Source organism: Burkholderia sp. BCC1644 (assembly GCF_902833225.1).
GTDB lineage: Bacteria > Pseudomonadota > Gammaproteobacteria > Burkholderiales > Burkholderiaceae > Burkholderia.
On sequence record NZ_CADFEI010000019.1, the window covers coordinates 137,778 to 161,787 of the forward strand.

Here is a 24,010-nt window from a genome sequence, read left to right on the forward strand (position 1 = left end):
CAGCGCAATGAGAAATTTCTCGAAGCGTCTGTCAACCGAAAGGTGGATGGCACCGTTAGACGACATGACTCCTATTGCCGGGTCATTTGGTTAATTAACTAAAGCTGAGGAACACAACATGAACAAACTGATCGCCGCTCTGGTCGCTGGCCTCTTCGCAACGGCTGCTTTCGCACAAGCTTCGGCTCCGGAAGCTGCTCCGGCAGCAGCAGAAGCTGCTTCGGCACCGGCTAAGCACGCTGCCAAGAAGCACCACGCTGCCAAGAAGCACCACAAGGCATCGAAGAAGGCTGCAGCAAGCGACGCAGCAGCACCGGCAGCTGCTTCGAACTAAGTAAGCAAGCTGTAATAACGCAGTCAAGAACACGCAGTCTTGCCGTTCTTACGGCGTTGAAAGGCAGATCACCGCAAGGCGATCTGCCTTTTTCTTTTGTGTGCCCGCCGGCGCGCATCGCGTACCATGCGGGTCTCGTTTTCCAGACAGGAGCCATGCTGTGCAATTCTCCCTGCGCTCGTCGCTCGGCCGCCTAGCGCGCGCCGCCGTCTTTCCCGCCGCGCTCGCCGTCCTCGCGTTCGGCATGCAGGCCGCCAGCGCGCAGATGCCGCCCGGCGCCAAGCAGCCGAGCGAGTTCCCGCGCGTGAAGCTGCGCGCCGGCATGTACGTGATCGACGCGGCCGTCGCCGCGAACGACGCCGACCGCGAACAGGGGCTGATGTACCGCTCGCAGCTCGCGCCGAACGAAGGCATGCTGTTCGTCTTCAACGAAAACGCCGTGCACTGCTTCTGGATGAAGAACACGCTGATCCCGCTGTCGATCGCGTTCATCCGCGCTGACGGCACGATCACCGACATCGACGAGATGCGGGCGGAGACGACCGACAACCACTGCCCGCGCAACAACGGCGTCTACGCGCTCGAAATGAGCAAGGGCTGGTTCGCGGCCAAGGGCATCAAGCCCGGCATGAAGCTCGACGGCCTGCCGAAGGCCCAGTAACGGCCCTTTTCGCGGCGTCGCGCCGCGCATCGACCGAAGCCGGCCGCCCGTTGCGCGCCGGTTTTTTTTCGCCTGCCGGTGGTGCTGTCCGGCTTGATTCCGCCGGCGCCGGCCGCATCTGCAAAAGCCACGCGCAAGCGCTATGCTTTAAGTCTCGCTTGTTCCAGCCCGGGCCGGCCCAGCCGGCTCGCTTACGATCCGAACCACCAGGAGGTTCACGTGCCCCGCAAAACCCCCATCGAGCGCTATCGCAATATCGGGATCAGCGCTCACATCGATGCCGGCAAGACCACGACGACCGAGCGCATCCTGTTTTACACCGGCGTGAGCCACAAGATCGGTGAAGTGCACGACGGCGCGGCCACGATGGACTGGATGGAGCAGGAGCAGGAACGCGGCATCACGATCACGTCGGCGGCGACCACGGCCTTCTGGAAGGGCATGGCCGGCAACTATCCGGAACACCGCATCAACATCATCGACACGCCCGGGCACGTCGACTTCACGATCGAAGTCGAGCGCTCGATGCGCGTGCTCGACGGCGCGTGCATGGTCTACGACTCGGTCGGCGGCGTGCAGCCGCAGTCCGAAACCGTGTGGCGCCAGGCGAACAAGTACAAGGTGCCGCGCATCGCGTTCGTCAACAAGATGGACCGCATCGGCGCCGATTTCTTCCGCGTGCAGCGGCAGATCGGCGAGCGCCTGAAAGGCGTCGCCGTGCCGATCCAGATTCCGATCGGCGCGGAAGATCATTTCCAGGGCGTCGTCGATCTCGTGAAGATGAAGGCGATCGTGTGGGACGACGAAAGCCAGGGCGTGAAGTTCACGTACGAGGACATCCCCGCGAACCTCGTCGAGCTCGCGCACGAGTGGCGCGAGAAGATGGTCGAGGCCGCCGCGGAAGCGAGCGAGGAACTGCTCGAGAAGTACCTGCACGACCATGAATCGCTGAGCGAGGACGAGATCAAGGCCGCGTTGCGCAAACGCACGATCGCGAACGAGATCGTCCCGATGCTGTGCGGCAGCGCATTCAAGAACAAGGGCGTGCAGGCGATGCTCGACGCGGTGATCGACTACCTGCCGTCGCCTGCCGACGTGCCCGCGATTCTCGGCCATGACCTGCACGACAAGGAAGCGGAACGTCATCCGAACGACGAGGATCCGTTCTCGTCGCTCGCGTTCAAGATCATGACCGATCCGTTCGTCGGCCAGCTGATCTTCTTCCGCGTGTATTCGGGCGTGGTCGAATCCGGCGACACGGTGCTGAACGCGACGAAGGACAAGAAGGAGCGGCTCGGCCGGATCCTGCAGATGCACGCGAACGAGCGCAAGGAAATCAAGGAAGTGCGAGCGGGCGACATCGCGGCGGCCGTCGGCCTGAAGGAAGCGACCACCGGCGACACGCTGTGCGATCCGGCGCACCCGATCGTGCTCGAACGCATGATTTTCCCGGAGCCGGTGATTTCGCAGGCCGTCGAGCCGAAGACGAAGGCCGACCAGGAAAAGATGGGCCTGGCGCTCAACCGTCTGGCGCAGGAAGATCCGTCGTTCCGCGTGCAGACCGACGAAGAATCCGGGCAGACCATCATTTCGGGGATGGGCGAGCTTCACCTCGAAATTCTGGTCGACCGGATGAAGCGTGAATTCGGCGTGGAAGCGACGGTCGGCAAGCCGCAGGTCGCGTATCGCGAGACGGTGCGCACGCCGGCGAAGGACGTCGAAGGCAAGTTCGTCAAGCAGTCGGGCGGCCGTGGCCAGTACGGGCATGCGGTGATCACGCTCGAGCCGAACCCCGGCAAGGGCTACGAGTTCGTCGACGCGATCAAGGGCGGGGTGATTCCGCGCGAATACATTCCGTCGGTCGACAAGGGCATCCAGGAAACGCTGAAGAGCGGCGTGCTGGCGGGCTATCCGGTCGTCGACGTAAAGGTCACGCTGACGTTCGGTTCGTACCACGACGTCGACTCGAACGAAAACGCGTTCCGGATGGCCGGGTCGATGGCGTTCAAGGAAGCGATGCGCCGCGCGAAGCCGGTGCTGCTCGAGCCGATGATGGCAGTCGAGGTCGAGACGCCCGAGGACTTCATGGGCAACGTGATGGGCGACCTGTCGAGCCGGCGCGGCATCGTGCAGGGGATGGAAGATATCGCCGGCGGTGGCGGCAAGCTCGTGCGCGCCGAGGTGCCGCTCGCGGAGATGTTCGGCTATTCGACGTCGCTACGTTCGGCCACGCAGGGCCGCGCAACCTACACGATGGAGTTCAAGCAGTACGCGGAAACGCCGGCCAACGTGTCGGAAGGCGTGATCAGCGCGAAGACGAAGTAAGCGCCGGGCGTTCACGCCCCGTCGCCTGCACGCAAGCCCGTCCGGTTCCGGACGGGCTTTTTTTCATCCGGCGCGCGCTGCGTTCGCGGTTTTTTGATCGGTACGCCAGGCATTTTTTTCGCATGCCACAATGGATCGCGATTCGTCAGATGGAACCCGCCCGATGCCACCCACCCCTGCCCTGCGCCGTCTGCTGATGCTCTACGCCGGCCTGATCGCCGCGAACGTCGCCGTGTGGCTGTGGGCGCTCGCGGTGCTGCGCGACCATCCGCTGCTGCTCGGCACCGCGGCGATCGCGTACGGGCTCGGGCTGCGTCACGCGGTCGACGCCGATCACATCGCCGCGATCGACGTCGCGACGCGCAAGCTGATGCAGGACGGCCAGCGTCCGGTGAGCGTCGGCCTGTTCTTTTCGCTCGGCCATTCGACGATCGTGATCGCGGCGACGCTCGGCATCGCGCTGACCGCGTTCGCACTGCGCGACCGGTTCGATGCGTTCCGCGAGATCGGCGGCACGATCGGCACGGCCGTATCGGCCACTTTCCTGCTCGTGCTCGCGTGCGTGAACCTGATGATCCTGCGCGACGTATGGCGACGTTATCGCCGCGCTCCCGGACACGCACACGCGCATGACGACGCGCACGTGCATCGGCCTGCAGGGCTCGTTTCACGACTGCTGCGCCCCTTGTTCCGGTTCGTGTCGAAGAGCTGGCACATGTATCCGGTCGGCGTGCTGTTCGGGCTAGGTTTCGATACTGCAACCGAAATCGGCCTGCTCGCGATCGCTGCCGCGCAAGCGAGCCAGGGGTTGCCCGTCTACACGGTCATGCTGTTTCCCGCGCTGTTCACCGCCGGCATGACGCTGATCGACTCGACCGACAATGTGCTGATGATTCATGCATACGGCTGGGCGATGGACGACCCGCAGCGCAAGCTGCTCTACAACGCGAGCATCACGTTCGTGTCGGCGGCCGTTGCACTGGCGATCGGCGGGATCGAGGCGGCCGGCCTGCTGGCCGACAAGCTGTCGCTGACGGGCCCCGTGCGCGACGCGCTCGATGCGCTCGGCGAACGCTTCGGCTCGATCGGCTACGGCATCGTCGCGCTGTTCCTCGTCTGCTGGATCGCGTCGATCCTGTTCCACCGCTGGCAGCGCGCCGCCGACGCGCCGGCGCGCTGAACCACGCGCGAACGCTCAGACGTTTCATTCCGGAAACAATTTTCCCCCAAGACGTTGCATGCACCCGTCGCGTACCCGCGCGCGCATTGCGCGACGGGCACAAGCGGCCGATGGCACGAATCTCGCAGATAGGGATTCGCACGGCGGGCCCGCGTGCCGATCCGCGTTCGCGGCTGGCGTCATGCGCCGGCCCGAAGGCAATCGGCCGCCGACAGGACAACGAATCTTTGCTGGCCCCCTGCACCACACGTAGATAGCCGCGCGGCAACGAGGCATCGCGCGCATGGGGAGGCCATGATGCATAAGACGAAACAACCGTCCCGCCCGGCGGGACGGCGCCCTCGTGCAACCTTGCTGGCCGCAGCCGCGTTCGCGTGCTGCTGCTCGTATGCCGTCGCACAAACCACCACAGCTGACTCCGAGCCCGACGCGAACGCCAGCGCGGACACCATCATGATGGTGGTCGCAGACGCTTCGTCATGCGCAGCCAATCCGGCTGCGTGCGCGGTGCACGTCTATGCCGGTCGGGGTATCGGCGGTAATGGTGCCGGCCCGAGCGGCAATGGCGGCGGTAGTCCCGGACCGGGTAACGGTAGTGGTAGCGGCAACGGTAGCGGCGGAAATAACGGCAACGGTGCCGTCGGACCTGCCGGTACCGGTGGAACGACAGGTGGAACGTCCGGCGGGACGAGCGGCACGGGCCGCGGAGGCAACTCGTCCGGCAACGGCGGTAACGGTGGTTCAAGTGGCGGCACTTCGGGTGGCGGTACTTCGGGTGGTGGTACTTCGGGTGGCGGCACTTCGGGCGGCGGCACTTCAGGTGGCGGCACTTCGGGTGGCGGCACTTCAGGTGGCGGCACTTCGGGTGGCGGCACTTCGGGTGGCGGCACTTCGGGCGGCGGCACTTCGGGTGGCGGCACTTCGGGCGGCGGCACTTCGGGTGGCGGCACTTCGGGCGGCGGCACTTCGGGTGGCGGCACTTCGGGCGGCGGCACTTCGGGCGGTGGCACTTCGGGTGGCGGCACTTCCGGTGGCGGCACTTCGGGTGGCGGCACTTCGGGCGGCGGCACTTCCGGTGGCGGCACTTCCGGTGGCGGCACTTCAGGTGGCGGCACTTCCGGTGGCGGCACTTCGGGTAGCGGAGGCCATGGCGGACACGGAGGTGGCGGCGACGGTGACGGCGGTGGTCACGGCAACGGCGGCGGCCACGGCGATGGTGACGGCGGCGGTCACGGCAACGGTGGCGGCCATGGCGATGGTGACGGCGGCGGTCACGGCAACGGTGGCGGCCATGGCGATGGTGACGGCGGTGGTCACGGCAATGGTGGTGGCCATGGCGATGGTGACGGCGGCGGTCACGGCAACGGCGGTGGCCATGGCGATGGTGACGGCGGCGGTCATGGCAACGGTGGCGGCCACGGCGATGGTGACGGCGGCGGTCACGGCAACGGTGGTGGCCATGGCGATGGTGACGGCGGCGGTCACGGCAACGGCGGCGGCCACGGCGATGGTGACGGCGGTGGTCATGGCAATGGTGGTGGCCATGGCAACGGTGACGGCGGCGGTCACGGCAATGGTGGTGGCCATGGCGATGGTGACGGCGGCGGTCACGGCAACGGTGGCGGCCATGGCGACGGTGATGGCGGCGGTCATGGCAATGGTGGTGGCCATGGCAACGGTGACGGTGGTGGTCACGGCAATGGTGGCGGCCATGGCAACGGTGACAGTGGTGGTCACGGCAATGGTGGCAGCCATGGCAACGGCGGTCACGGCAATGGCGGTGGCAACGGCAATGGCAACGGCAGTGGTGGCGCTGGCAATGGTGGTGCCAATGGCGTTGGCAACGGCCGTGGTAACGGCAACGGCGGCTCAGGCAACGGCGGCGGCAACGGTGGCCATGGTAACGGCAACGGCGGCTCCGGCAACGGTGGCGGTAATGGCAATGGTGCCGGCGGCAACGGCGGCTCCGGCAATGGCGGCGGCAACGGTGCCGGCGGCAACGGCGGCTCCGGCAACGGCGGCTCCGGCAATGGCGGCGGCAACGGTGGCCAAGGTAACGGCAACGGTGGCTCGGGCAACGGCGGCAGCAACGGCAACGGTGGCCACGGCAATGGCGGCGGCAACGGCAATGGCAACGGCAGTGGTGGCGCCGGCAATGGCGGCGCCAACGGTGTCGGCAATGGCCACGGTACCGGCAACGGCAATGGCGGCGGTCACGGCAACGGCGGATCGTCCGGCGGCAACCACTGACCGGAAGCGTTGCCCGACCGAGTGCCGTCAGAGCATCTCGAGCGCGCGCTTGTTGCGTGGCGGACGGAAATACGCGTCAAGCTGCGCGCGCTCGTCATCGCTCAATTCGAAATCGAGCGCGGCGCGATTGTCGCGCACGTGCTCGATCCTCGATGCCTTCGGGATCGCGAATACACCTGGCTGCGCGAGCACCCATGCCAGTGCGACGCGCATCACCGACACGCCGCGCAGCCGTGCGATCTCGTCGAGCGGCGAACGCTTCGGCAACCGCCCGTGGTCGACCGGGCTGTACGCCATGGCCGGCATCCGGTGATCGGCGAGCCATGGCAGCAGGTCGAATTCCGGTCCGCGCCGCGCGATGTTGTAGAGGATCTGGTTGGTCGCGCAGGCACCGCCGCCCGCCTCGTCGACGAGCTCTTCCATATCGGCCGTATCGAAGTTGCTCACGCCCCAGCGACGGATCTTGCCCGCGCGCTGCAGCGCCTCGAAACCTTCGACCGTCTCCTCGAGCGGCACCGAGCCGCGCCAGTGCAGCAGGTACAGGTCGAGGCGATCGGTGCGCAAGCGCTTGAGGCTCGCGTCGCACGCGGCGACGACACCGCGCCGGCTCGCATGGTGCGGATAGACCTTGCTGACGAGAAACACGTCGTCGCGCAGGCCCGCGAGTGCTTCTCCGACCAGTTCCTCGGTCGCGCCGTCGCCGTACATCTCGGCCGTATCGACCAGCGTCATCCCGAGTTCGATGCCTTCGCGCAGCGCGGCGATCTCGTCCGCTCGACGGGCCGGCCGCTCGCCCATTTCCCAGGTACCCTGTCCGAGCTTCGGAATCGTCTCGCCGTCCGGCAGGACGACCCTGGCGATCGTGTCTGTCATGCGTTCCTCGTTGCGGATTCGTGGCCGCGCGCCGCGGCCGAAGCATGGAATACGACGCGTCAGTGTAGTCAATCGGCACGGCGGCGGCCTATTGCATGGCAAAAACCGGCTATAACGGCGCCGCATGATGACTTAGAATGGCCGCAACCTGATCGATACCCATTCCATGAAGTCACCCACGGACGACCGGTGGCAAGACCTGCGCCCCGACCCCGACAACGACACGCCGCTGTACCTGCAGCTCGCCCGCAAGCTCGGCGACGCGATCCACGACAACCGCTGGACGGCCGGTGAGGCCCTGCCTTCGGAGCGCGTGCTGTCCGATGCGCTCGGCGTGTCGCGCATCACCGCGCGCAAGGCGATCGCGCTGCTCGTCGAGCAGGGCTTGATCCGCCGCACGCAGGGCGCGGGCAATTTCATCCAGCCGCGCTACGAGGATCCGCTGTCGCGACTGTCGAGCTTCAGCGAAATGCTCGAGCGCCGCGGCTTCAAGCCGAGTTCGCAATGGCTCGCGCGCGAAATTCAGCCGGCGAACCGAGACGAAGTGATCCAGCTCGGACTATCGCCTGCCGCATCCGTTACACGCCTGAAACGCCTGCGCCTCGCCGACGGCATCGTGATGGCCGTCGAGAACTCGACCTTCCCCGCGACGCTGATTCCCGATCCGCAAGCGATCGGCGGGTCGCTGTACAGCTATCTCGAAGCGCGCGGCACGCCGATCGTGCGCGCGCTGCAGCATTTCCGCGCGGTCAACGCGACCGACGAGATCGCCGAACAGATGGGCATCGCGCCGCATGACGCGCTGCTGCTGATCACGCGGATCGGCTATACGTCGGACCAGCGCGCGATCGAGCTGACCGATACCTACTGCCGCAACGACTACTACGACTTCGTCGTCGAGCTGCGCAAGTAACGCCGGCCGTGCGGCCGGCGCTTACAGCCAGTACGCGTCATCGGTGCCGGGCGGCACGGGCGGCCGCGCGAACGCCGGCGGCGTAGCCGACAACCGCTCGGCCGGCCGCACGGTATCGAGCATGCCGAACGGCGACGCGATGCGATCGATCCGGTCACGCACGTCGGCGGCCGCGAGATCGGGCGCACTCAGGCCGCCCGGCACGTTGCCGAACGCCTGCAGCCAGCGCCCCGTCTGTGCGAGCGACATCCGCACGTGCCAGCTTCCCCCTTCGCGTGCACGCCGCGCGAGCGCGATCATCGCGCCGAACGCCGCGAGATACCCCGTCGCATGATCGAGTGCCTGGCACGGCAGATGGCGCGGCGCGTCCGCGTGCGCGGCGTGCTGCTCCTGCCACGCGATTCCGCTCGCCGACTGCACGAGACTGTCGAAGCCGCGCCGCTGCGCCCACGGCCCCGCCTGTCCGTACGCCGAGATGGACACGCACACGATGCCGGGCCGCCGCTCCGCCAGCGCCTGCGGCGCGAAACCGCGGGCCGCGAGCGCGCCGGGCCGGTACGCCTGCAGGAACACGTCCGCGTCGCGCACGAGCGCGTGCAACGCGTCGACGCCCGCCGTATCGCGCAGGTCGATCCACGTCGAACGCTTGCCGCGCCCGTTGTCGATCACCAGCGGCGCGATGTTCGGCAGGTGCGGCCCGTTGACGAGCAGCGTCTGCGCGCCGTGCGACGCCAGCGTGCGGCCCGCGACCGGCCCCGCGATGATGCGCGTGAGATCGAGCACGCGCACGCCCGCGAGCGGCTGTCCGGATTCGCCGCGGCCGATCGGCTCGACCGGCGCGTCGCCGATCCGCTCGATCTCGAACAGCGGCAGCGATGCGATTGCGTGCGCCTGCGCGTGCGCCACCCATTCGTCAGGGGTTCTGATCAATGCCGCGCACAGACCGGCCTCGGCCAGCGCGGTATCGAGCGCCGTGCCGTCCCACGTGCGGATCGCGGCAGCGACGTCGTCCCGCTGCGCGCTGCAACCGAGCACGTCGAGAATCCCGCGCAGGTGATGCGGGAAGTTCGCATGCAGCTGAATCCAGCGTGCGTCACCCGTCTCGAAGAAGCCCGTCACCGGATGACGCAACTCCGGCGGCGGGCCGTCGTCCACGCGCAGGTAGCGTTCGCTGCGGAACGCGATCAGCGCATCGCGCACCGACACGCCGACGGATTGCGCTACGCCCGTGCGAAGCCGGTGGCATTCGGCTGCCGCGAGCCCGGCAGCCGCGATCGTCGCCGCCGCGAGCGTGCCGACATGAAACGTCGACGGCAGCGCCGGGTCCTGCCCCGTCACGGTCGCGCGGGCCAGCGCGCCGCGATCGCCGCGCGCGAGTTGCCACAGATGCGTCAATGCGAGTTCGGGCGTCATGGTGAACGGGGCGCGATGGAGGACACGAAATCGAGTCTAGAATTCGCGCCCGCCGCAATCAATCCGGATCGCGAGAATCCACGTGCGGGCGCGCTTGATGCTGCACGACCGGTGCGATCGGCACGACATTCGCGGGCATCCGCCGTGTTCGGGCGAGCGCCCTCCTGCACACATGCGCCCCGCGCACACTACGTCGGCAGCGACGCGGCCGCATGGCGCCGGCCATCGCGCCATGCGACGAGCGGCCGCCACCACGCGTGCGCAACACGCACGGCCGGGGCCGCGTGCGGCCCGAACGCGAACGTGGCGCCGCGCGGCCCCGCGCTGACCCACACGCGCACGCCGGGCTCGAACGTCAGCGAATCGCCGGCGCCCAGCCAGTAGTCGTCGAGCCTGCCCTCGACCGTCACCCACACGTCACCGTCCGCCACCTGCAGTGCGGTGCGGTCGACGATCCGCCACCGTCCGGCCGGCTCGTCGCCGTCGATCACGTAAAGTCGCAGTTCGCGCATGGCAGCCTCCTGGTCGCACGGGTTCGATGGCACCAGTATTTCGGACAGTGGCGGCACGCGGACAGATACGGCTGCAGACACTTTTGACTGAACTGTACTGGTCGGGCGACGGGGACGGCATCCGACCGCCGGAATTCGCGCCACACCATGCGCCGAACCTGCACGGGCCATCGGCTTTCCCTACAATGTCGGCTGTCCCGCGCCACCGCCCCGCCCTCATGTTCCAGCGTCCGCCTGCCGCCGCCCCCGGCGAAAAGAATCTCACCGTGATGCTCTGGCTCGTTGCGACGGGCTTCTTCATGCAGACGCTCGATTCGACGATCGTCAACACGGCGCTGCCGTCGATGGCCGCGAGCCTCGGCGAATCGCCGCTGCGAATGCAGTCGGTCGTGATCGCTTACTCGCTGACGATGGCGGTGATGATCCCCGTGTCAGGCTGGCTCGCCGACACCTTCGGCACGCGGCGCGTATTCTTCAGCGCGATCCTGGTGTTCTCGCTCGGCTCGCTGCTGTGCGCGAATGCGCATACGCTCACGCAGCTCGTCGCGTTCCGCGTCGTGCAGGGGGTCGGCGGCGCGATGCTGCTGCCGGTCGGGCGGCTCGCGGTGCTGCGCACCTTTCCGGCCGAGCGCTACCTGGCCGCGCTGTCGTTCGTCGCGATTCCCGGCCTGATCGGCCCGTTGATCGGGCCAACCCTCGGCGGCTGGCTCGTGAAGATCGCGTCGTGGCACTGGATCTTCCTGATCAACGTGCCGGTCGGCGTCGCGGGCTGCATCGCGACCTTCTACTCGATGCCCGATTCGCGCAACCCGGCCGTCGGCCGCTTCGACCTGAAGGGCTATCTGCTGCTGACGATCGGCATGATCGCCATCTCGCTGTCGCTCGACGGGCTCGCCGATCTCGGCATGCAGCACGCGGCCGTGCTCGTGCTGCTCATCCTGAGCCTCGCGTGCTTCGTCGCATACGGGCTGTACGCGGTGCGCGCGCCGCAACCGATCTTCTCGCTCGAACTGTTCAGAATCCACACGTTCAGCGTCGGGCTGCTCGGCAACCTGTTCGCGCGGATCGGCAGCGGCGCGATGCCGTACCTGATCCCGCTGCTGCTGCAGGTGAGCCTCGGCTACTCGGCGTTCGAGGCCGGGCTGATGATGCTGCCGGTCGCGGCGGCCGGGATGTTCTCGAAGCGCATCATCACGCGGCTGATCACGCAGCACGGCTACCGCAAGGTGCTGCTCGCGAACACGATCATGGTCGGCGTGATGATGGCGAGCTTCGCGCTGATGCACGACTCGGTGCCGGTGTGGGTGAAGGTCGTGCATCTCGCGCTGTTCGGCGGCTTCAACTCGATGCAGTTCACCGCGATGAACACGCTGACGCTGAAGGATCTCGGCACGGGCGGCGCGAGCAGCGGCAACAGCCTGTTCTCGCTCGTGCAGATGCTGTCGATGAGCCTCGGCGTCACGGTCGCGGGCGCGCTGCTCGCGACCTTCACGGGCATGCTGCGCACCGTGACGCCGAGCAATACGCTGCCGGCGTTCCACGCGACCTTCATCTGCGTCGGGATCATCACCGCCGCGTCGGCATGGATCTTCGCGCAGCTCGCGCCCGAGATCCGCAGCACCGCGCGCAAGACCGACCCGTCCGAGCGCACGTGACGCGCGGCGCGCGCCGTTTCGGGGGCCGCGCCGCCGCCGAACGCACCATTGCGGTGCAGATCGCCCCGGCGACGCGCGCGTCGAGGCGCCCTTTCCCGGCCGCGACGGGCGGCCGCACGCGGCGCGATGCCGTGCATGCTTCTTGCTCGCCTATTCTCTAGGTAAACTGGCAGTCTTCCATCGGCCGACATCATGAGCATGATCGAAATCGATCCCCCCGGCTTTCAGCCGCCCCGCCCCGTCGCCGGCGACGACGGGAACCGGCGCACCGTGCTGTACGGCGGCTACACCGTGTTCAGCGTGTTCCAGCCCGTTTTCTCGGTGTCGCACCGCCGCGCGATCGGCTATCACGCGTCGCTGCGCGCACACGACGAGGAAAGCCGCCAGGTGGCGTCGCACGAGGTATTCACGCAGGCGGCGCGCCGCGGCGATCTGCTCGAGCTCGGCCGGCTCGCCGAATCGTTGCATCTCGGTAACTTCCACGCGTTCGACAGTCACGACGAATGGCTCTTCCTGAGCCTGCATCCGGCTGCGCTGATGGACACCATCTACGGCGACGCGCTGCTCGCGAACCTGAAGGCGCTCGGGCTGCCGCCGCACCGCGTGGTGCTCGAGGTGCCCGAGCAGGCCGGCGGCGAGACGCCGCGCTACGCGGCGATCGTCGACGGGCTGCGCAAGGCCGGCTTCCTGATCGCGCTGGTCGGGTTCGGCGCGAAGCATTCGAACATCGACCGCGTGTGGCACCTGCATCCCGACATCGTCACGCTCGACCGCGGCATCCTCGCGCAGGCGAGCGAGCACTCGCACCTCGAACGCGTGCTGCCGGGGCTCGTGTCGCTGCTGCACGAATCCGGCCAGCTCGTGCTGATGGGCGGCCTGTCGACCGAACGCGACGCGCTGATCGCGCTCGAATGCGACGTCGATTTCGTGCAGGGTCAGTATTTCGCGGGGCCGAGCGTCGATCCCGTGCAGCCGCAGGCCGCGGCGGGTTGCATGGATACGCTGTCGGCCGCGCTGCGGCTGCGCGTCGCGCAGCGCGAACGCACGCAGGCGGAACGGCTCGCGCCGTACGTCACCGCGCTCGAGGAAGCGAGCCAGAAGCTCGTCGCGGGCGAATCGCTTACTGAAGCGGCGGCCGCCGTGCTCGGATTGCCCGAGACCGCACGCTGCTTCCTGCTCGATGCATCGGGGCGCCAGATCGGCGACAACGTGCTCGCGCGCGGCAGCGTGTCGCAACGCGCGAAGCGCTTCCGGCCGTTGCTGCATTCCGAAGGGGCCAGCTGGGAACGTCGCCCGTACTTCATCGACGCCATGCGCGCGCCGGGCCGCGTGCACCTGACGCCGCCCTACCTGTCGATCAACGAGGCGCACCTGTGCGTGACGGCGTCGATCGCCGCACCGGCCGCGACCGGCATGCAGGTGCTCTGCGTCGACATCAACTGGGAAGCGGCGCTCAACCAGTAAGCGCGACCGTGCGCCGCCTTCACGCGGCGCCGGCCGCCTTGCGCACGATCAACCGGTGTACACGCTTGCCGGACGAGGCGCTGACGACCTCGTGCTCGTCGATCACCTGCACGCCGGCGCCGAGCGCCGCATGCATCCGCGCCGAATCCAGTGCCGTATAGAGGCGACCGCGCTCGTCGCGCAACGTGCCGTTTCCGGCCACCCGCCAGCTCAGGTACAACGTGCCGCCCGGCATCAGCAGATCGGCCAGCCGCGCGGCGGCGGCCGCCGCATCGGCCTGCTCGAGATGCATGACGACCGTTTCGCACAGCACGTTGCGAAACGCGCCGGATGGCACGCCGGCCAGCGCCGGCAGCGTGGCGAGTTCGAAGCTCAGGTCCGGATGGTGCCGCCGCGCCTCGGCAAGCAGCGCGGCGCTCGCATCGTAGCCACGCACGTCGAAGCCGCGCGACGCAAGCCAGGCCGTATCGCGACCCGCGCCACAACCGACGTCCGCGGTCGGCCCCGGCGAGAAATGCTGTTCGAGCAGCGCGTACATGTCGTCGGGTGCGGCCTGGTCGAGCCAGTCCTGCGCGTATTGCGCGGCATGGGCGTCGTACGCGTCGAGCGTCGGGCGATCCACCATGGTGAGTGCTCCGCATAGGCGTCGTATGACGCACCCCGCATCTTAGCCGTTGCGCCCGGCCTGTGGTGCCGCACGCGAGGCCCGCACCGGCGATCGTCTGAAGCCGGGCTAGGCGGCCCGCACGTCGCCCGTGCGTGGCGCCTGCGCGGCCAGCTCGGCCCACAGCGCGTCGCCGCGCCATGCCGGGCGCACGACCGCGCCCTCGGCGTCGTGGACGAGCGCGCACAGTCTCGCATTGACAGGCGCCGGTGCGCCGAAGCGCGCGGCCAGCCGCACGATCTCACCGTTGATCCACTCGACTTCCGTCGCGCGGCGCGCCGCAAGATCGTCGGACATCGACGAGCGCGCCAGCGGGTCGATCGCAAGCATCCGGCCGCCGAGCACACGGAAAGCCGCATCGGGCAGATCGAGCACGGCAGGGATCCAGCCGGCCGGCAACGGCGTCAGCCGCGCCGGGCGAATCGCGGCCCGCGCCAGCCAGTGCAGCGCCTCCCGCTGGGCCAGCGCGACGCAGCGACGGTACGCGCGTTGCGCGAGTTCGTCGCGCAGCGGCAGGTTCGCGAGCGCATTGACCGCGTTGTTCAGGTTGAGCAACAGCTTCGCCCACTGCACGGCCGGCATGTCGCGATGCAGCGCGAGCGGCAGCCCGGCGCGCGCGAATGCGCCGGCGAACGGCTGCAGCGCGGGCGACGCGTCGGCCGCGAGCGCGCCGGCCGAGCCCTGGTGAAACGCGCCGGGACCGCGCTCGATCACGTTGAACGGCACCATGCCGGCCAGCACGGTCGCTTGCGGCAGCGCGTCGCGCAGCACGTCGGCATTGTGCAGGCCGTTCTGGAAGCTGATCACGACCGTGCCGGGCCGCAGCACGCCGGCCAGCTGCGCGGCCGTGTCCCGCGTCGCGGCCGATTTCACCGCGACCAGCACGAGCCGCGCGTCGGCCGCGGCGGCCGGAGCGGTCGCGAACGCGACATCGGCCGGCGCGAGCGTCGCGCGATAGCCGCGCTGGTCGGTCAGCGTGAGCCCGTGCAGGTGAATCGCATCGCCGATCCGCGCACGGCCGACGAGCGTCACGTGCGCGCCGCCGGCCGCGAGCCGGCCGCCGAGATAGCAGCCGACGGCGCCTGCGCCGAACACGCAGACCGGCGCGTCAGACATGCGAGTGCGCGCCGCCGTGCACGGGGCCGGCACGCCGCTCGACTTCGCGGCGCACGTCGCCGCGCAGCCCCGCGAAGAACGCGACTTCGGCGACGACGAACAGCGGCCCGACCATCAGCCCGACCAGATCGTCGACGAACGCGGGCTTGCGTCCCTCGAACCAGTGCCCGACGAACTGCACGATCCAGCCGACGACGAACGCGCCGATGCCGGTCGCGAGCCATTGCGCCGTCGGCAGCAACGCGAGCGACTGCGCGGCCCACAGGCCGAGCGCGAACAGCACGGTCATCACGAGCCCGAACCGCAGGTCGAGGCGCAGGTAGAACACGACGAACGCGACCGCGAGCAGCAGCGCCGGCGACAGCGCGATGCCGGCCAGCATCCCGAGCGCCGGCCGCGACAGCAGCACCTCGACCGCGAACACGATCATCGGGATGCCGACCAGATGCGTCGCGATGTTGCGCGCGTCACGGTGGTAGGCCGCATACTGCGAAAGATGGTCTTCGAGCGTCTTCATCGCGTCTCCTGGTCGGTTATTGAGCGCTATGATGCGCGTCACGCCCGAGAACCTCTGTCAGCTACCCGACATCGCGTATCCATGCCTGCTCCGCTCGCCCCGTACCTGCCGCAGATCGAAGCGAACCCGTGGTTCGCCGCGCTGCCGCCCGCGTTGCGCGCGGACCTGGTCGCCGGTGCGGTGCTGCGCCGCCTGCCGGCCGGCCACGCGCTGTTCCGGCGCGGCGACCCGCCGTGCGGGCTGTATGCGGTCCTGGCCGGTTCACTCACGATAGGTGCGGTCGACCCGCAGGGCAAGGAAGCGCTGCTGACGGTGGCCGAGCCCGTCACGTGGTTCGGCGAAATCGCGCTGTTCGACGGCCAGCCGCGCACCCACGACGCCATCGCGCTCGACGACGCGCTGCTGCTGCACGTCCCGCAGGCCGCGCTGCTCGCGATCCTCGATGCGACGCCGCAATACTGGCGGCAGTTCGCGCTGCTGATGGCGCAGAAGCTGCGCCTGAGCTTCCTGACCGTCGAGTCGATGAGCGTGATGCCGGCCGCGCAACGACTCGCCGCCCGCCTGCTGATGATCGCCGACGGCTATGGCGGCATCAGCGCCGGGCGCACGCGCGTGCGGCTGTCGCAGGAAACGCTCGCGTCGATGCTGTCGATCACGCGGCAGACCACCAACCAGTTGCTGAAGGCGCTGCAGGCCGACGGCGTCGTGCGGCTGCATGTCGGCGAGATCGAGCTCGTGGATATCGACGCGCTGCGGCGCGCGAGCGGGCTGGGGGACGGTACGCGCTGAGCAACGCGCACCGCGCTGTCATACGTTGCCCTGCCGCCGCCGCGTTGCGCTATCGTGGCGGCTCGTCTGTTCTCCCCTCGCCCCGCCTTGAATCCATCGACCGACGCCGCCCCGTCCCGCCATCCGTGGCCCGTCTTCGTCGCGTTCCTGCGGCTCGGCCTCACGTCGTTCGGCGGCCCGGTCGCGCACCTCGGCTACTTCCGCGCGGAGTTCGTCACGCGGCGCGGCTGGCTCACCGAACGCACGTATGCGGATCTCGTCGGGCTATGCCAATTCCTGCCGGGGCCTGCGAGCAGCCAGGTCGGGATGGCAATCGGCCTCGCGCGCGCCGGCTATGCGGGCATGTTCGCCGCGTGGCTCGGCTTCACGCTGCCGTCGGCGCTGTTGATGATGCTGTTCGCGCTCGGCATTCACGCGACGGGCGCGCCGATCGAAGCCGGCGCGCTGCACGGGCTGCGCATCGTGTCGGTCGCGGTGATCGCGCAGGCCGTCTGGGGGATGGCGCGCACACTGTGCCCCGATGCGCGCCGCGTCACGCTGATGGCCGCGGCCGCGTGCGGCGCACTGCTCGCGCCGGCCGCGTGGACGCAGATCGCGGTGATCGTCGCGGCCGGTGCGGCCGGCCTCGCACTGCTGCCGCAACCGGCACGCGACGCGCACGAACCGTTGCCGCTGCACGTGTCGCATCGCGCAGGCCTGCTGTGGCTCGCGCTGTTCGCGGCGCTGCTCGTCTCGTTGCCGTTCGCGGCCCGCGCGCTCCACTCCGATACGCTCGCCGTCGTCGATGCGTTCTTCCGCACCGGCGCGCTCGTGTTCGGCGGCGGGCACGTGGTACTGCCGCTGCTGCAGGCGGCCGTGGTCGCGCCCGGTTGGGTCGGCGATGCGACGTTCCTCGCCGGGTACGGTGTCGCGCAGGCCATGCCGGGACCGCTGTTCACGTTTTCGGCGTTCCTCGGCGCGTCGCTGCGCGACGCGCCGAACGGCTGGCTCGGCGGCACGATCGCACTGGTCGCGATCTTCGCGCCGTCGTTCCTGCTCATTGCCGGCACGGCACCGTTCTGGGAACGCCTGCGTCGCAGCACGCGCATGCAGGCCGCGCTCGCGGGCGTGAACGCGGCCGTCGTCGGACTGCTGCTCGCCGCGCTCTACCACCCGGTCTGGACCGACACGATCCTCGCACCGCGCGACCTGGCCGCCGCGCTCGTCGCCTACGTCGCGCTGGTGTTCTGGCGCGTGCCGCCCTGGGCCGTCGTGATCGCGAGCGCGGCACTCGGCTGGGGGCTCGGCCTGGCCGCCTGATCCGGCAAGCGCGCCGCTTTCCCGCGCGACAAAAACAAAAAAGCCCTCGTTTCGAGGGCTTTTTGCTGGGTGCCGCGCGCCATGGCGGCGCGCAGGGGCCGGACTTACGCGAAGTTCTTCGCTGCGAAGTCCCAGTTCACGATGTTCCAGAACGCTTCGACGAACTTCGGACGTGCGTTGCGGTAGTCGATGTAGTACGCGTGTTCCCACACGTCGATCGTCAGCAGTGCCTTGTCGGCGGTCGTCAGCGGCGTCGCTGCGTTGCTCGTCGACACGATGTCGAGCGAACCGTCGGCCTTCTTCACGAGCCATGCCCAGCCCGAACCGAACGTGCCGACTGCGGCCTTCGTGAACGCTTCCTTGAATGCGTCGTACGAACCCCACTTCGCGTTGATCGCGTCGCCCAGCGCGCCCGTCGGTGCGCCGCCGCCGTTCGGCGACAGGCTGTTCCAGAAGAACGTGTGGTTCCAGATTTGCGCGGCGTTGTTGAAGATGCCGCCCGACGACTTCTTCACGATCTCTTCCAGCGACAGGTTTTCGAATTCCGTGCCCGGGATCAGATTGTTCAGGTTCGTCACATAAGCCTGATGGTGCTTGCCGTAGTGGTACTGGATCGTCTCGAGCGAGATGGTCGGCGCGAGTGCGTCTTCAGCGTACGGGAGCGGCGGGAGCGTATGAGCCATGGCGATTCCTTCGTTGAGTATGTAGGGAGGCTGTGTTGGATGCTGCCGAGCGTCCGATTGTAGGCGAGGACGAATAACCCCGCAAACTCACGGGCCATTTATCCGCAGTATGCGGAAAAGCGATGTTTGCGCATCGTCCGGCCGGACGAACCCGACGATGCGCAGCCTCCGTTCCCGCGCACGATGCGTCCGTCGCGGCAACCTCCGCTCCGCTTGCAGCGGTTACGTCAGATCGTATCGGTCAGGCGCGGCTGCACGTCGGCGAGCGACACGTCGGCCGAGCCTTCAGCCAGATGCACGGTCAGGCGCCGCTGCGGCTTCAGCGCGTTCGGCGCACGCACCGCGCGGCCCGTCTGCGCATCGATCAGCGCCGCATAGCCGCGCTCGAGCGTGCGCTGCGGGCTCAGCACCTCGAGCCGTGCCGCACAGGCTGACACACGCGCCGTGTCGCGCTCGTGACGGCGCTGCAACGCAACCGTGAGACGTTGCGACAGCCCCGCGAGCGCCTGGCGTGCCTGCGACGGATCGGGCCGTGCACGCTGCCAGCGCAGCTGCACGAGCGCGAAACGCGCACGCGCATCGCGCACCGGCCGTGACGCCGCCGACGCAAGCCGCACCGCGAGCTGCTCGACGTGCGTACGCTGCCGGTGCAGCCGCTCGGCCGGGCTCACGAGCCGGCGCGAAAGCCAGTCGAGCTGCTGCGCGCGCTGTTCCAGCCGGCGCGCCATGCCGCGCGCGAGCGCACGCTGGCGGTCGTCGACCTCGCGCAGCAGCAGCGCGCGCTGGGGGCTCGCGAGCTCGGCCGCGCCGGTCGGCGTAGGCGCGCGCAGGTCGGCCGCGAAGTCCGCGATCGTGAAATCGGTTTCGTGCCCGACACCGCTGACGACCGGCAATTCGCTCGCCGCGATCGCGCGCGCCAGCGCTTCGTCGTTGAACGACCACAGATCCTCGATCGAGCCGCCGCCGCGGCAGACGAGCAGCACCTCGACCTCACGACGCGCATTCGCGGCCTCGACGGCCGCAACGAGCTTCTCGGCGGAACCGGCGCCCTGCACGGGCGCCGGATAGACGATCACCGGAATGTGCGGCGCGCGGCGTGCGAGCGTGGTCAGCACGTCGCGCAGCGCGGCGGCCTGCAGCGACGTGACGATGCCGATCGCACGCGGGTGGGCCGGCAACGGCCGCTTGCGCTCGGGGGCGAACAGGCCCTCGCCTTCGAGCTGCGCCTTCAGCCGCAGGAACGCCTCGTACAGGCGCCCCTGCCCGGTGCGCCGCACGGCCTCGACGTTGAGCTGCACTTCGCCGCGCGGCTCGTACATCGTGACGACCGCTCGCACCTCGATCCGGTCGCCTTCGCGCGGCGTAAATTCCGCGTACTGCGCACGGCCGCGGAACATCACGCAGCGCATCTGCGCCTGCTGGTCCTTGATCGAGAAATACCAGTGGCCGCTCGCGGCACGCGTGAAATTCGATACTTCGCCCGAAATCCACAACAGCGGAAACGAACGCTCGAGCATCGTCGAAATCGCGCGATTGAGCGCCGAAACGGGAATCACTTCGTCGCCGCCGCGCGTCGCGCCGGGTGCGGAAAAAGAGGAGTCGGAAGGCATGGGCGGTCGGATGAATGCTGGCGGCGACACGATAGTCCGACACGCGCTCGACGTCCAGCGCCGGCCGCATTCGCCGTGGCACGCGGAAGGTGTCCACACTTTGGCAATCTTCCGCCTAAAACGCATTAAAACCGCTGAAAAAACCAGACGATTCGCGATAACGCATTGATTTTTATAGATTTTTAAACCTTTCGAAATGATTCTCATCCGATTCGATGCCCACCCGGCGGGCGTTTGAGGTGATCGAGCGGGGAGTTTTTCACAGAGTTATCCACAGGCCGCCGCGATCCGTCCCCGCGGGCTGCGTCGGCCGGTCGCGCTTGCCGCGCCGGCGTGCGGCGCGCTAGAGTGCCGCCTTCCGCAGATCCCGCGGCATGTGCCGCCCAACGGAGAATCCGCCTTGACGAATCCGTCCCACGCCGCGGCGCACGACGCGCCGCGCCCGGCCCGATGAGCGCGCCCGGCGGCCCGCTCGCGCGGCTCGAAGCGCACCTGACACGCGAATGGCAGCGGCGCGGCGCGCTCGCCTGGGCGCTCACGCCGTTCGCCTGCGTGTTCGGCCTGTGCGCAGCGCTGCGACGTACCGCCTACACGCAGGGGTGGAAACAGCCGGTCGACGTCGGCGTACCCGTCGTCGTGGTCGGCAACGTGACCGTCGGCGGCACCGGCAAGACGCCGACCGTGATCGCGCTCGTCGACGCGTTGCGCGCGGCCGGCTTCACGCCTGGCGTCGTGTCGCGCGGCTACGGCGCGAACGTGAAGGCGCCGACCGCCGTCACGCCCGCGTCGCGCGCCGGCGCCGGCGGCGACGAACCGCTGCTGATCGCCCGCCGCACCGGCGCGCCCGTGTGGGTGTGCCCCGATCGTGTCGCGGCCGCGCAGGCGCTGCGCGCCGCGCATCCGGACGTCGACGTGATCGTCAGCGACGACGGCCTGCAGCACTACCGCCTCGCGCGCACGGTCGAACTCGTCGTGTTCGACCACCGGCTCGGCGGCAACGGCTTCCTGCTGCCGGCCGGGCCGCTGCGCGAGCCGCTGTCGCGGCACCGCGACGCGACGCTCGTCAACGATCCGTACAGCGGCGCGCTGCCGCCCTGGCCCGACACCTACGCGCTCGCGCTGACGCCGGGCGCCGCGTGGCACCTCGACCAGCCCGCGCTGCGCCGTCCGCTGTCGCAGTTCGCGAACGAGCGCGTGCTTGCCGCGGCCGGCATCGGTGCGCCGGAACGCTTCTTCGCGACGCTGCGCGCGGCCGGTCTCGCGCCGGCGACGCGCGCGCTGCCCGACCACTACGCATTCGCCGACAATCCATTCGTCGACGATGCCGTCGACGCAATCCTGATCACAGAGAAGGATGCAGTAAAATTGGGCGCTTCCTGGCGCGACGCTCGACTGTGGGTGGTCCCCGTCGAAGCCGCGCTCGACCCTCGCCTCATTGCCCTCGTTGTGGAGAAACTCCGTGGACGCTCGCCTGCTTGAAATCATTGTGTGCCCTATCTGCAAAGGCCCGCTCCACTACGACCGCGCCGCGCAGGAGCTGATCTGCAACGCGGACAAGCTCGCCTACCCGATCCGCGACGGCATCCCCGTGATGCTCGTCGACGAAGCGCGCCAGACCGTCGAAGGCACGCCGGTCGATCCGGCCGGCCGCTAAGCCGCCCGACAGCGCCCCGGCCTCGGCCGGGGTACCGAACCCTGCCGGCCGACCGGCTCCGGACGCGCCGCGCGCCCGCTCCCCTCACCGCCCATCCCCGATGACTCACCCGCAACCCTTCATCGCCGTCATTCCCGCCCGGCTCGCGTCGACGCGCCTTCCGAACAAGCCGCTCGCCGATCTCGGCGGCAAGCCGATGGTCGTGCGCGTCGCCGAGCGCGCACGCGAAGCAGGCGCGCAGCAGGTGCTCGTCGCCTCCGACGCGCAGAGCGTGCTCGACGCGGCGCGCGACCACGGCTTCGAAGCGGTGCTGACGCGTGCCGACCATCCGTCCGGCACCGACCGGCTCGCGGAAGTCGCGGCGGCCTTCGGGTGGAGCGACGACACCGTCGTCGTCAACGTGCAGGGCGACGAGCCGCTGATCGACCCCGTGCTCGTGCGCGACGTGGCGTCGCACCTCGCCGCGCATCCGGCCTGCGCGATCGCGACCGCCGCCCACCCGATCCACGACGCGGCCGACGTGTTCAACCCGAACGTCGTGAAGGTCGCACTCGACGCGCAGAGCGTCGCGCTGTACTTCTCGCGTGCGCCGATTCCGTGGAGCCGCGACGCGTACCAGCCGCATTGGCCCGACGTCGCAGCCATGCCGGCACCGGCTTTCCCGGTCTACCGGCACATCGGGCTCTATGCGTATCGCGCGCGTTTCCTGCGCACCTATCCGTCGCTCGCGCAGGCGCCGATCGAACAGGCCGAGCAGCTCGAACAACTGCGCGCGCTGTGGCATGGCGAGCGCATCGCAGTGCTGATCACCGAGTCCGCGCCCGAAGCCGGAATCGACACGCCGGCCGATCTCGCGCGCGTGCAGGCCCTTTTTCAGCCGGGTTCAAAATAACCCGTGGCATAATCAGGCGATTGTGCGAGCCGTCCGCGACCAGCGCGTCCTCGCTTGACCCCGCCCGCGGCCCTGCCGGCAGCCGCGCGTCGCCCAAGTCGACGCGCCGCATCAGACCGGCCCGCCGCGCGCCAGGCAAGCCCCGCGCCCGCTGTCGCCGACGCCTTTGAGGCTCGCCACACGAATCTACATACTTGGAGATATCACCATGCGTTTGATCCTGTTGGGCGCGCCCGGCGCGGGAAAGGGCACCCAGGCAAACTTCATCAAGGAAAAATTCGGCATCCCGCAAATCTCGACGGGCGACATGCTGCGCGCGGCCGTGAAGGCCGGCACGCCGCTCGGCGTCGAGGCGAAGGGCTACATGGACGCCGGCAAGCTCGTGCCGGACGCGCTGATCATCGGCCTCGTCAAGGAGCGCCTGAAGGAATCCGACTGCGCGAACGGCTATCTGTTCGACGGTTTCCCGCGCACGATCGCGCAGGCTGACGCGATGAAGGAAGCCGGCGTCGCGATCGACTACGTGCTCGAGATCGACGTCCCGTTCTCGGAAATCATCGAGCGCATGAGCGGCCGCCGCACGCACCCGGCATCGGGCCGCACGTACCACGTCAAGTTCAACCCGCCGAAGGTCGAAGGCCACGACGACGTGACGGGCGAACCGCTGATCCAGCGCGACGACGACAAGGAAGAAACCGTCAAGAAGCGTCTCGAAGTGTACGAAGCGCAGACCAAGCCGCTGATCACGTACTACGGCGACTGGGCGCAGCGCGGCGAGGAAAACGGCCTGAAGGCGCCGCAGTATCGCAAGATCTCGGGCCTCGGCGCCGTCGAGGAAATCCGCGAGCGCGCGTTTGACGCACTGAAGTAAGCAGCGCGTCGCGCACCCGCAAGAACCGCCCTTTCCGGGCGGTTTTTTTTGCCCGGCCGGGATTTGCACGATCGTGCGTTTATCGCCTTCACGTGACGACGCCCCGTACAATCGCTCGAATGCGTGCCTCGCCCACTCGCGGCGCGCTGGCCCTTCAGCCGATGGATCAGCGTCGGACAGAACAACCGCTTTGCATGGGATCGCCCTGAGCACTGATATGACTTCGCGTGTCAATGGGGATCGGTTTTCAGCTTCTCAAGTACATGTCATACGAATTTCCTGAGGGCGACGTAGCAGTAAAACTCGACGGTGGATCACACTGATATTCGCGGGTT

General features: G+C 68.5%; 22 protein-coding genes. 14 read left to right on the forward strand and 8 right to left on the reverse strand.

Going from position 1 to position 24,010, the window contains the following annotated elements; translation table 11 throughout:
• Positions 1 to 118 precede the first annotated feature (118 nt).
• The 5 genes from HWX87_RS30465 to HWX87_RS38140 all read left to right on the forward strand — a co-directional run bounded on the left by HWX87_RS30465 (position 119) and on the right by HWX87_RS38140 (position 6,750).
• Entirely contained in the window at positions 119 to 334 is a 216-nt protein-coding gene (locus HWX87_RS30465) for a hypothetical protein (RefSeq protein ID WP_011352970.1), read from the forward strand.
• 160 nt (positions 335 to 494) lie between these two features.
• Positions 495 to 995: a DUF192 domain-containing protein gene (locus HWX87_RS30470; protein ID WP_176050698.1), complete on the forward strand. Its 501-nt coding sequence runs from the start codon at positions 495 to 497 to the stop codon at positions 993 to 995.
• A 219-nt stretch (positions 996 to 1,214) separates the two neighbouring features.
• Positions 1,215 to 3,320 (forward strand): elongation factor G, encoded by a 2,106-nt coding sequence (gene fusA, locus HWX87_RS30475; protein WP_176050699.1) that lies wholly within the window; start codon positions 1,215 to 1,217, stop codon positions 3,318 to 3,320.
• 163 nt (positions 3,321 to 3,483) lie between these two features.
• Positions 3,484 to 4,500 carry a HoxN/HupN/NixA family nickel/cobalt transporter gene (locus HWX87_RS30480; protein ID WP_176050700.1) on the forward strand — a complete coding sequence of 339 codons (1,017 nt, stop codon included), beginning with the start codon at positions 3,484 to 3,486 and terminating at the stop codon, positions 4,498 to 4,500.
• A 297-nt stretch (positions 4,501 to 4,797) separates the two neighbouring features.
• Positions 4,798 to 6,750 carry a hypothetical protein gene (locus HWX87_RS38140; RefSeq protein ID WP_244137794.1) on the forward strand — a complete coding sequence of 651 codons (1,953 nt, stop codon included), beginning with the start codon at positions 4,798 to 4,800 and terminating at the stop codon, positions 6,748 to 6,750.
• A 27-nt stretch (positions 6,751 to 6,777) separates the two neighbouring features.
• Here HWX87_RS38140 and HWX87_RS30495 read toward each other — a convergent pair whose 3' ends face one another.
• A complete protein-coding gene (locus tag HWX87_RS30495; RefSeq protein WP_176050703.1) occupies positions 6,778 to 7,623 on the reverse strand; it encodes an aldo/keto reductase in 846 nt (281 codons plus the stop codon).
• Between the two features lie 166 nt (positions 7,624 to 7,789).
• On the opposite strand from HWX87_RS30495, the gene HWX87_RS30500 reads away from it, so the two are divergent.
• Positions 7,790 to 8,536: a GntR family transcriptional regulator gene (locus HWX87_RS30500; protein WP_174384412.1), complete on the forward strand. Its 747-nt coding sequence runs from the start codon at positions 7,790 to 7,792 to the stop codon at positions 8,534 to 8,536.
• 21 nt (positions 8,537 to 8,557) lie between these two features.
• Here the strand turns inward: HWX87_RS30500 and HWX87_RS30505 are convergent, their stop codons facing one another.
• Together HWX87_RS30505 and HWX87_RS30510 are read right to left on the reverse strand one after the other, a co-directional pair.
• Positions 8,558 to 9,949, reverse strand: coding sequence for a CoA transferase (locus HWX87_RS30505; protein WP_176050704.1), 1,392 nt, complete (start codon positions 9,947 to 9,949; stop codon positions 8,558 to 8,560).
• Between the two features lie 188 nt (positions 9,950 to 10,137).
• On the reverse strand, positions 10,138 to 10,461 hold the full coding sequence (locus HWX87_RS30510; protein WP_176050705.1) for a DUF2917 domain-containing protein: 324 nt from the start codon (positions 10,459 to 10,461) through the stop codon (positions 10,138 to 10,140).
• Positions 10,462 to 10,679: 218 nt separating this feature from the next.
• Between HWX87_RS30510 and mdtD the strand changes: the two genes are divergently transcribed.
• Both mdtD and HWX87_RS30520 read left to right on the forward strand, forming a co-directional pair.
• Complete coding sequence (mdtD, locus tag HWX87_RS30515; RefSeq protein ID WP_176050706.1) at positions 10,680 to 12,116, forward strand: multidrug transporter subunit MdtD; 1,437 nt, start codon at positions 10,680 to 10,682, stop codon at positions 12,114 to 12,116.
• A gap of 192 nt (positions 12,117 to 12,308) precedes the next feature.
• Positions 12,309 to 13,580, forward strand: coding sequence for an EAL domain-containing protein (locus tag HWX87_RS30520; protein WP_176050707.1), 1,272 nt, complete (start codon positions 12,309 to 12,311; stop codon positions 13,578 to 13,580).
• A 19-nt stretch (positions 13,581 to 13,599) separates the two neighbouring features.
• Here HWX87_RS30520 and HWX87_RS30525 read toward each other — a convergent pair whose 3' ends face one another.
• The 3 genes from HWX87_RS30525 to HWX87_RS30535 all read right to left on the reverse strand — a co-directional run bounded on the left by HWX87_RS30525 (position 13,600) and on the right by HWX87_RS30535 (position 15,877).
• Positions 13,600 to 14,205 carry a methyltransferase domain-containing protein gene (locus HWX87_RS30525; protein ID WP_176050708.1) on the reverse strand — a complete coding sequence of 202 codons (606 nt, stop codon included), beginning with the start codon at positions 14,203 to 14,205 and terminating at the stop codon, positions 13,600 to 13,602.
• A gap of 108 nt (positions 14,206 to 14,313) precedes the next feature.
• Positions 14,314 to 15,360: a 2-dehydropantoate 2-reductase gene (locus tag HWX87_RS30530; protein WP_176050709.1), complete on the reverse strand. Its 1,047-nt coding sequence runs from the start codon at positions 15,358 to 15,360 to the stop codon at positions 14,314 to 14,316.
• The gene (locus HWX87_RS30535) at positions 15,353 to 15,877 is read right to left on the reverse strand and encodes an Mpo1-like protein (RefSeq protein ID WP_176050710.1); all 525 of its coding nucleotides are present in this window, start codon (positions 15,875 to 15,877) and stop codon (positions 15,353 to 15,355) included. The genes HWX87_RS30530 and HWX87_RS30535 overlap by 8 nt, the downstream gene beginning before the upstream one ends.
• An 81-nt stretch (positions 15,878 to 15,958) precedes the next feature.
• Here HWX87_RS30535 and HWX87_RS30540 point away from each other — a divergent pair, with 81 nt between their 5' ends.
• The gene (locus HWX87_RS30540) at positions 15,959 to 16,666 is read left to right on the forward strand and encodes a Crp/Fnr family transcriptional regulator (protein WP_176050711.1); all 708 of its coding nucleotides are present in this window, start codon (positions 15,959 to 15,961) and stop codon (positions 16,664 to 16,666) included.
• 87 nt (positions 16,667 to 16,753) lie between these two features.
• Positions 16,754 to 17,965, forward strand: coding sequence for a chromate efflux transporter (gene chrA, locus HWX87_RS30545; protein ID WP_176050712.1), 1,212 nt, complete (start codon positions 16,754 to 16,756; stop codon positions 17,963 to 17,965).
• A gap of 104 nt (positions 17,966 to 18,069) precedes the next feature.
• Here chrA and sodB read toward each other — a convergent pair whose 3' ends face one another.
• Positions 18,070 to 18,648, reverse strand: coding sequence for a superoxide dismutase [Fe] (gene sodB, locus HWX87_RS30550; RefSeq protein WP_011352986.1), 579 nt, complete (start codon positions 18,646 to 18,648; stop codon positions 18,070 to 18,072).
• Positions 18,649 to 18,875: 227 nt separating this feature from the next.
• A complete protein-coding gene (xseA, locus tag HWX87_RS30555; protein WP_176050713.1) occupies positions 18,876 to 20,258 on the reverse strand; it encodes an exodeoxyribonuclease VII large subunit in 1,383 nt (460 codons plus the stop codon).
• Positions 20,259 to 20,708: 450 nt separating this feature from the next.
• Between xseA and lpxK the strand changes: the two genes are divergently transcribed.
• The 4 genes from lpxK to adk all read left to right on the forward strand — a co-directional run bounded on the left by lpxK (position 20,709) and on the right by adk (position 23,675).
• A complete protein-coding gene (lpxK, locus tag HWX87_RS30560; protein WP_176050714.1) occupies positions 20,709 to 21,737 on the forward strand; it encodes a tetraacyldisaccharide 4'-kinase in 1,029 nt (342 codons plus the stop codon).
• Positions 21,718 to 21,912: a Trm112 family protein gene (locus HWX87_RS30565; protein WP_006482216.1), complete on the forward strand. Its 195-nt coding sequence runs from the start codon at positions 21,718 to 21,720 to the stop codon at positions 21,910 to 21,912. Before lpxK ends, HWX87_RS30565 begins: the two co-directional genes overlap by 20 nt.
• A gap of 100 nt (positions 21,913 to 22,012) precedes the next feature.
• Complete coding sequence (gene kdsB / locus HWX87_RS30570) at positions 22,013 to 22,804, forward strand: 3-deoxy-manno-octulosonate cytidylyltransferase (protein ID WP_059233379.1); 792 nt, start codon at positions 22,013 to 22,015, stop codon at positions 22,802 to 22,804.
• 208 nt (positions 22,805 to 23,012) lie between these two features.
• Positions 23,013 to 23,675 (forward strand): adenylate kinase, encoded by a 663-nt coding sequence (adk, locus tag HWX87_RS30575; RefSeq protein ID WP_059233378.1) that lies wholly within the window; start codon positions 23,013 to 23,015, stop codon positions 23,673 to 23,675.
• Positions 23,676 to 24,010: the final 335 nt, after the last annotated feature.

Excerpts from the sequence above, each read along its gene's own strand:
- HWX87_RS30465 (WP_011352970.1), top strand. The coding sequence starts at position 119 with ATGAACAAACTGATCGCCGCTCTGGTCGCTGGCCTCTTCGCAACGGCT.
- HWX87_RS30480 (WP_176050700.1), top strand. The coding sequence starts at position 3,484 with ATGCCACCCACCCCTGCCCTGCGCCGTCTGCTGATGCTCTACGCCGGC.
- HWX87_RS38140 (WP_244137794.1), top strand. The coding sequence starts at position 4,798 with ATGCATAAGACGAAACAACCGTCCCGCCCGGCGGGACGGCGCCCTCGT.
- HWX87_RS30495 (WP_176050703.1), bottom strand. The coding sequence starts at position 7,623 with ATGACAGACACGATCGCCAGGGTCGTCCTGCCGGACGGCGAGACGATT.
- HWX87_RS30500 (WP_174384412.1), top strand. The coding sequence starts at position 7,790 with ATGAAGTCACCCACGGACGACCGGTGGCAAGACCTGCGCCCCGACCCC.
- HWX87_RS30505 (WP_176050704.1), bottom strand. The coding sequence starts at position 9,949 with ATGACGCCCGAACTCGCATTGACGCATCTGTGGCAACTCGCGCGCGGC.
- HWX87_RS30510 (WP_176050705.1), bottom strand. The coding sequence starts at position 10,461 with ATGCGCGAACTGCGACTTTACGTGATCGACGGCGACGAGCCGGCCGGA.
- mdtD (WP_176050706.1), top strand. The coding sequence starts at position 10,680 with ATGTTCCAGCGTCCGCCTGCCGCCGCCCCCGGCGAAAAGAATCTCACC.
- HWX87_RS30520 (WP_176050707.1), top strand. The coding sequence starts at position 12,309 with ATGAGCATGATCGAAATCGATCCCCCCGGCTTTCAGCCGCCCCGCCCC.
- HWX87_RS30525 (WP_176050708.1), bottom strand. The coding sequence starts at position 14,205 with ATGGTGGATCGCCCGACGCTCGACGCGTACGACGCCCATGCCGCGCAA.
- HWX87_RS30530 (WP_176050709.1), bottom strand. The coding sequence starts at position 15,360 with ATGTCTGACGCGCCGGTCTGCGTGTTCGGCGCAGGCGCCGTCGGCTGC.
- HWX87_RS30535 (WP_176050710.1), bottom strand. The coding sequence starts at position 15,877 with ATGAAGACGCTCGAAGACCATCTTTCGCAGTATGCGGCCTACCACCGT.
- HWX87_RS30540 (WP_176050711.1), top strand. The coding sequence starts at position 15,959 with ATGCCTGCTCCGCTCGCCCCGTACCTGCCGCAGATCGAAGCGAACCCG.
- sodB (WP_011352986.1), bottom strand. The coding sequence starts at position 18,648 with ATGGCTCATACGCTCCCGCCGCTCCCGTACGCTGAAGACGCACTCGCG.
- xseA (WP_176050713.1), bottom strand. The coding sequence starts at position 20,258 with ATGCCTTCCGACTCCTCTTTTTCCGCACCCGGCGCGACGCGCGGCGGC.
- lpxK (WP_176050714.1), top strand. The coding sequence starts at position 20,709 with ATGAGCGCGCCCGGCGGCCCGCTCGCGCGGCTCGAAGCGCACCTGACA.
- kdsB (WP_059233379.1), top strand. The coding sequence starts at position 22,013 with ATGACTCACCCGCAACCCTTCATCGCCGTCATTCCCGCCCGGCTCGCG.
- adk (WP_059233378.1), top strand. The coding sequence starts at position 23,013 with ATGCGTTTGATCCTGTTGGGCGCGCCCGGCGCGGGAAAGGGCACCCAG.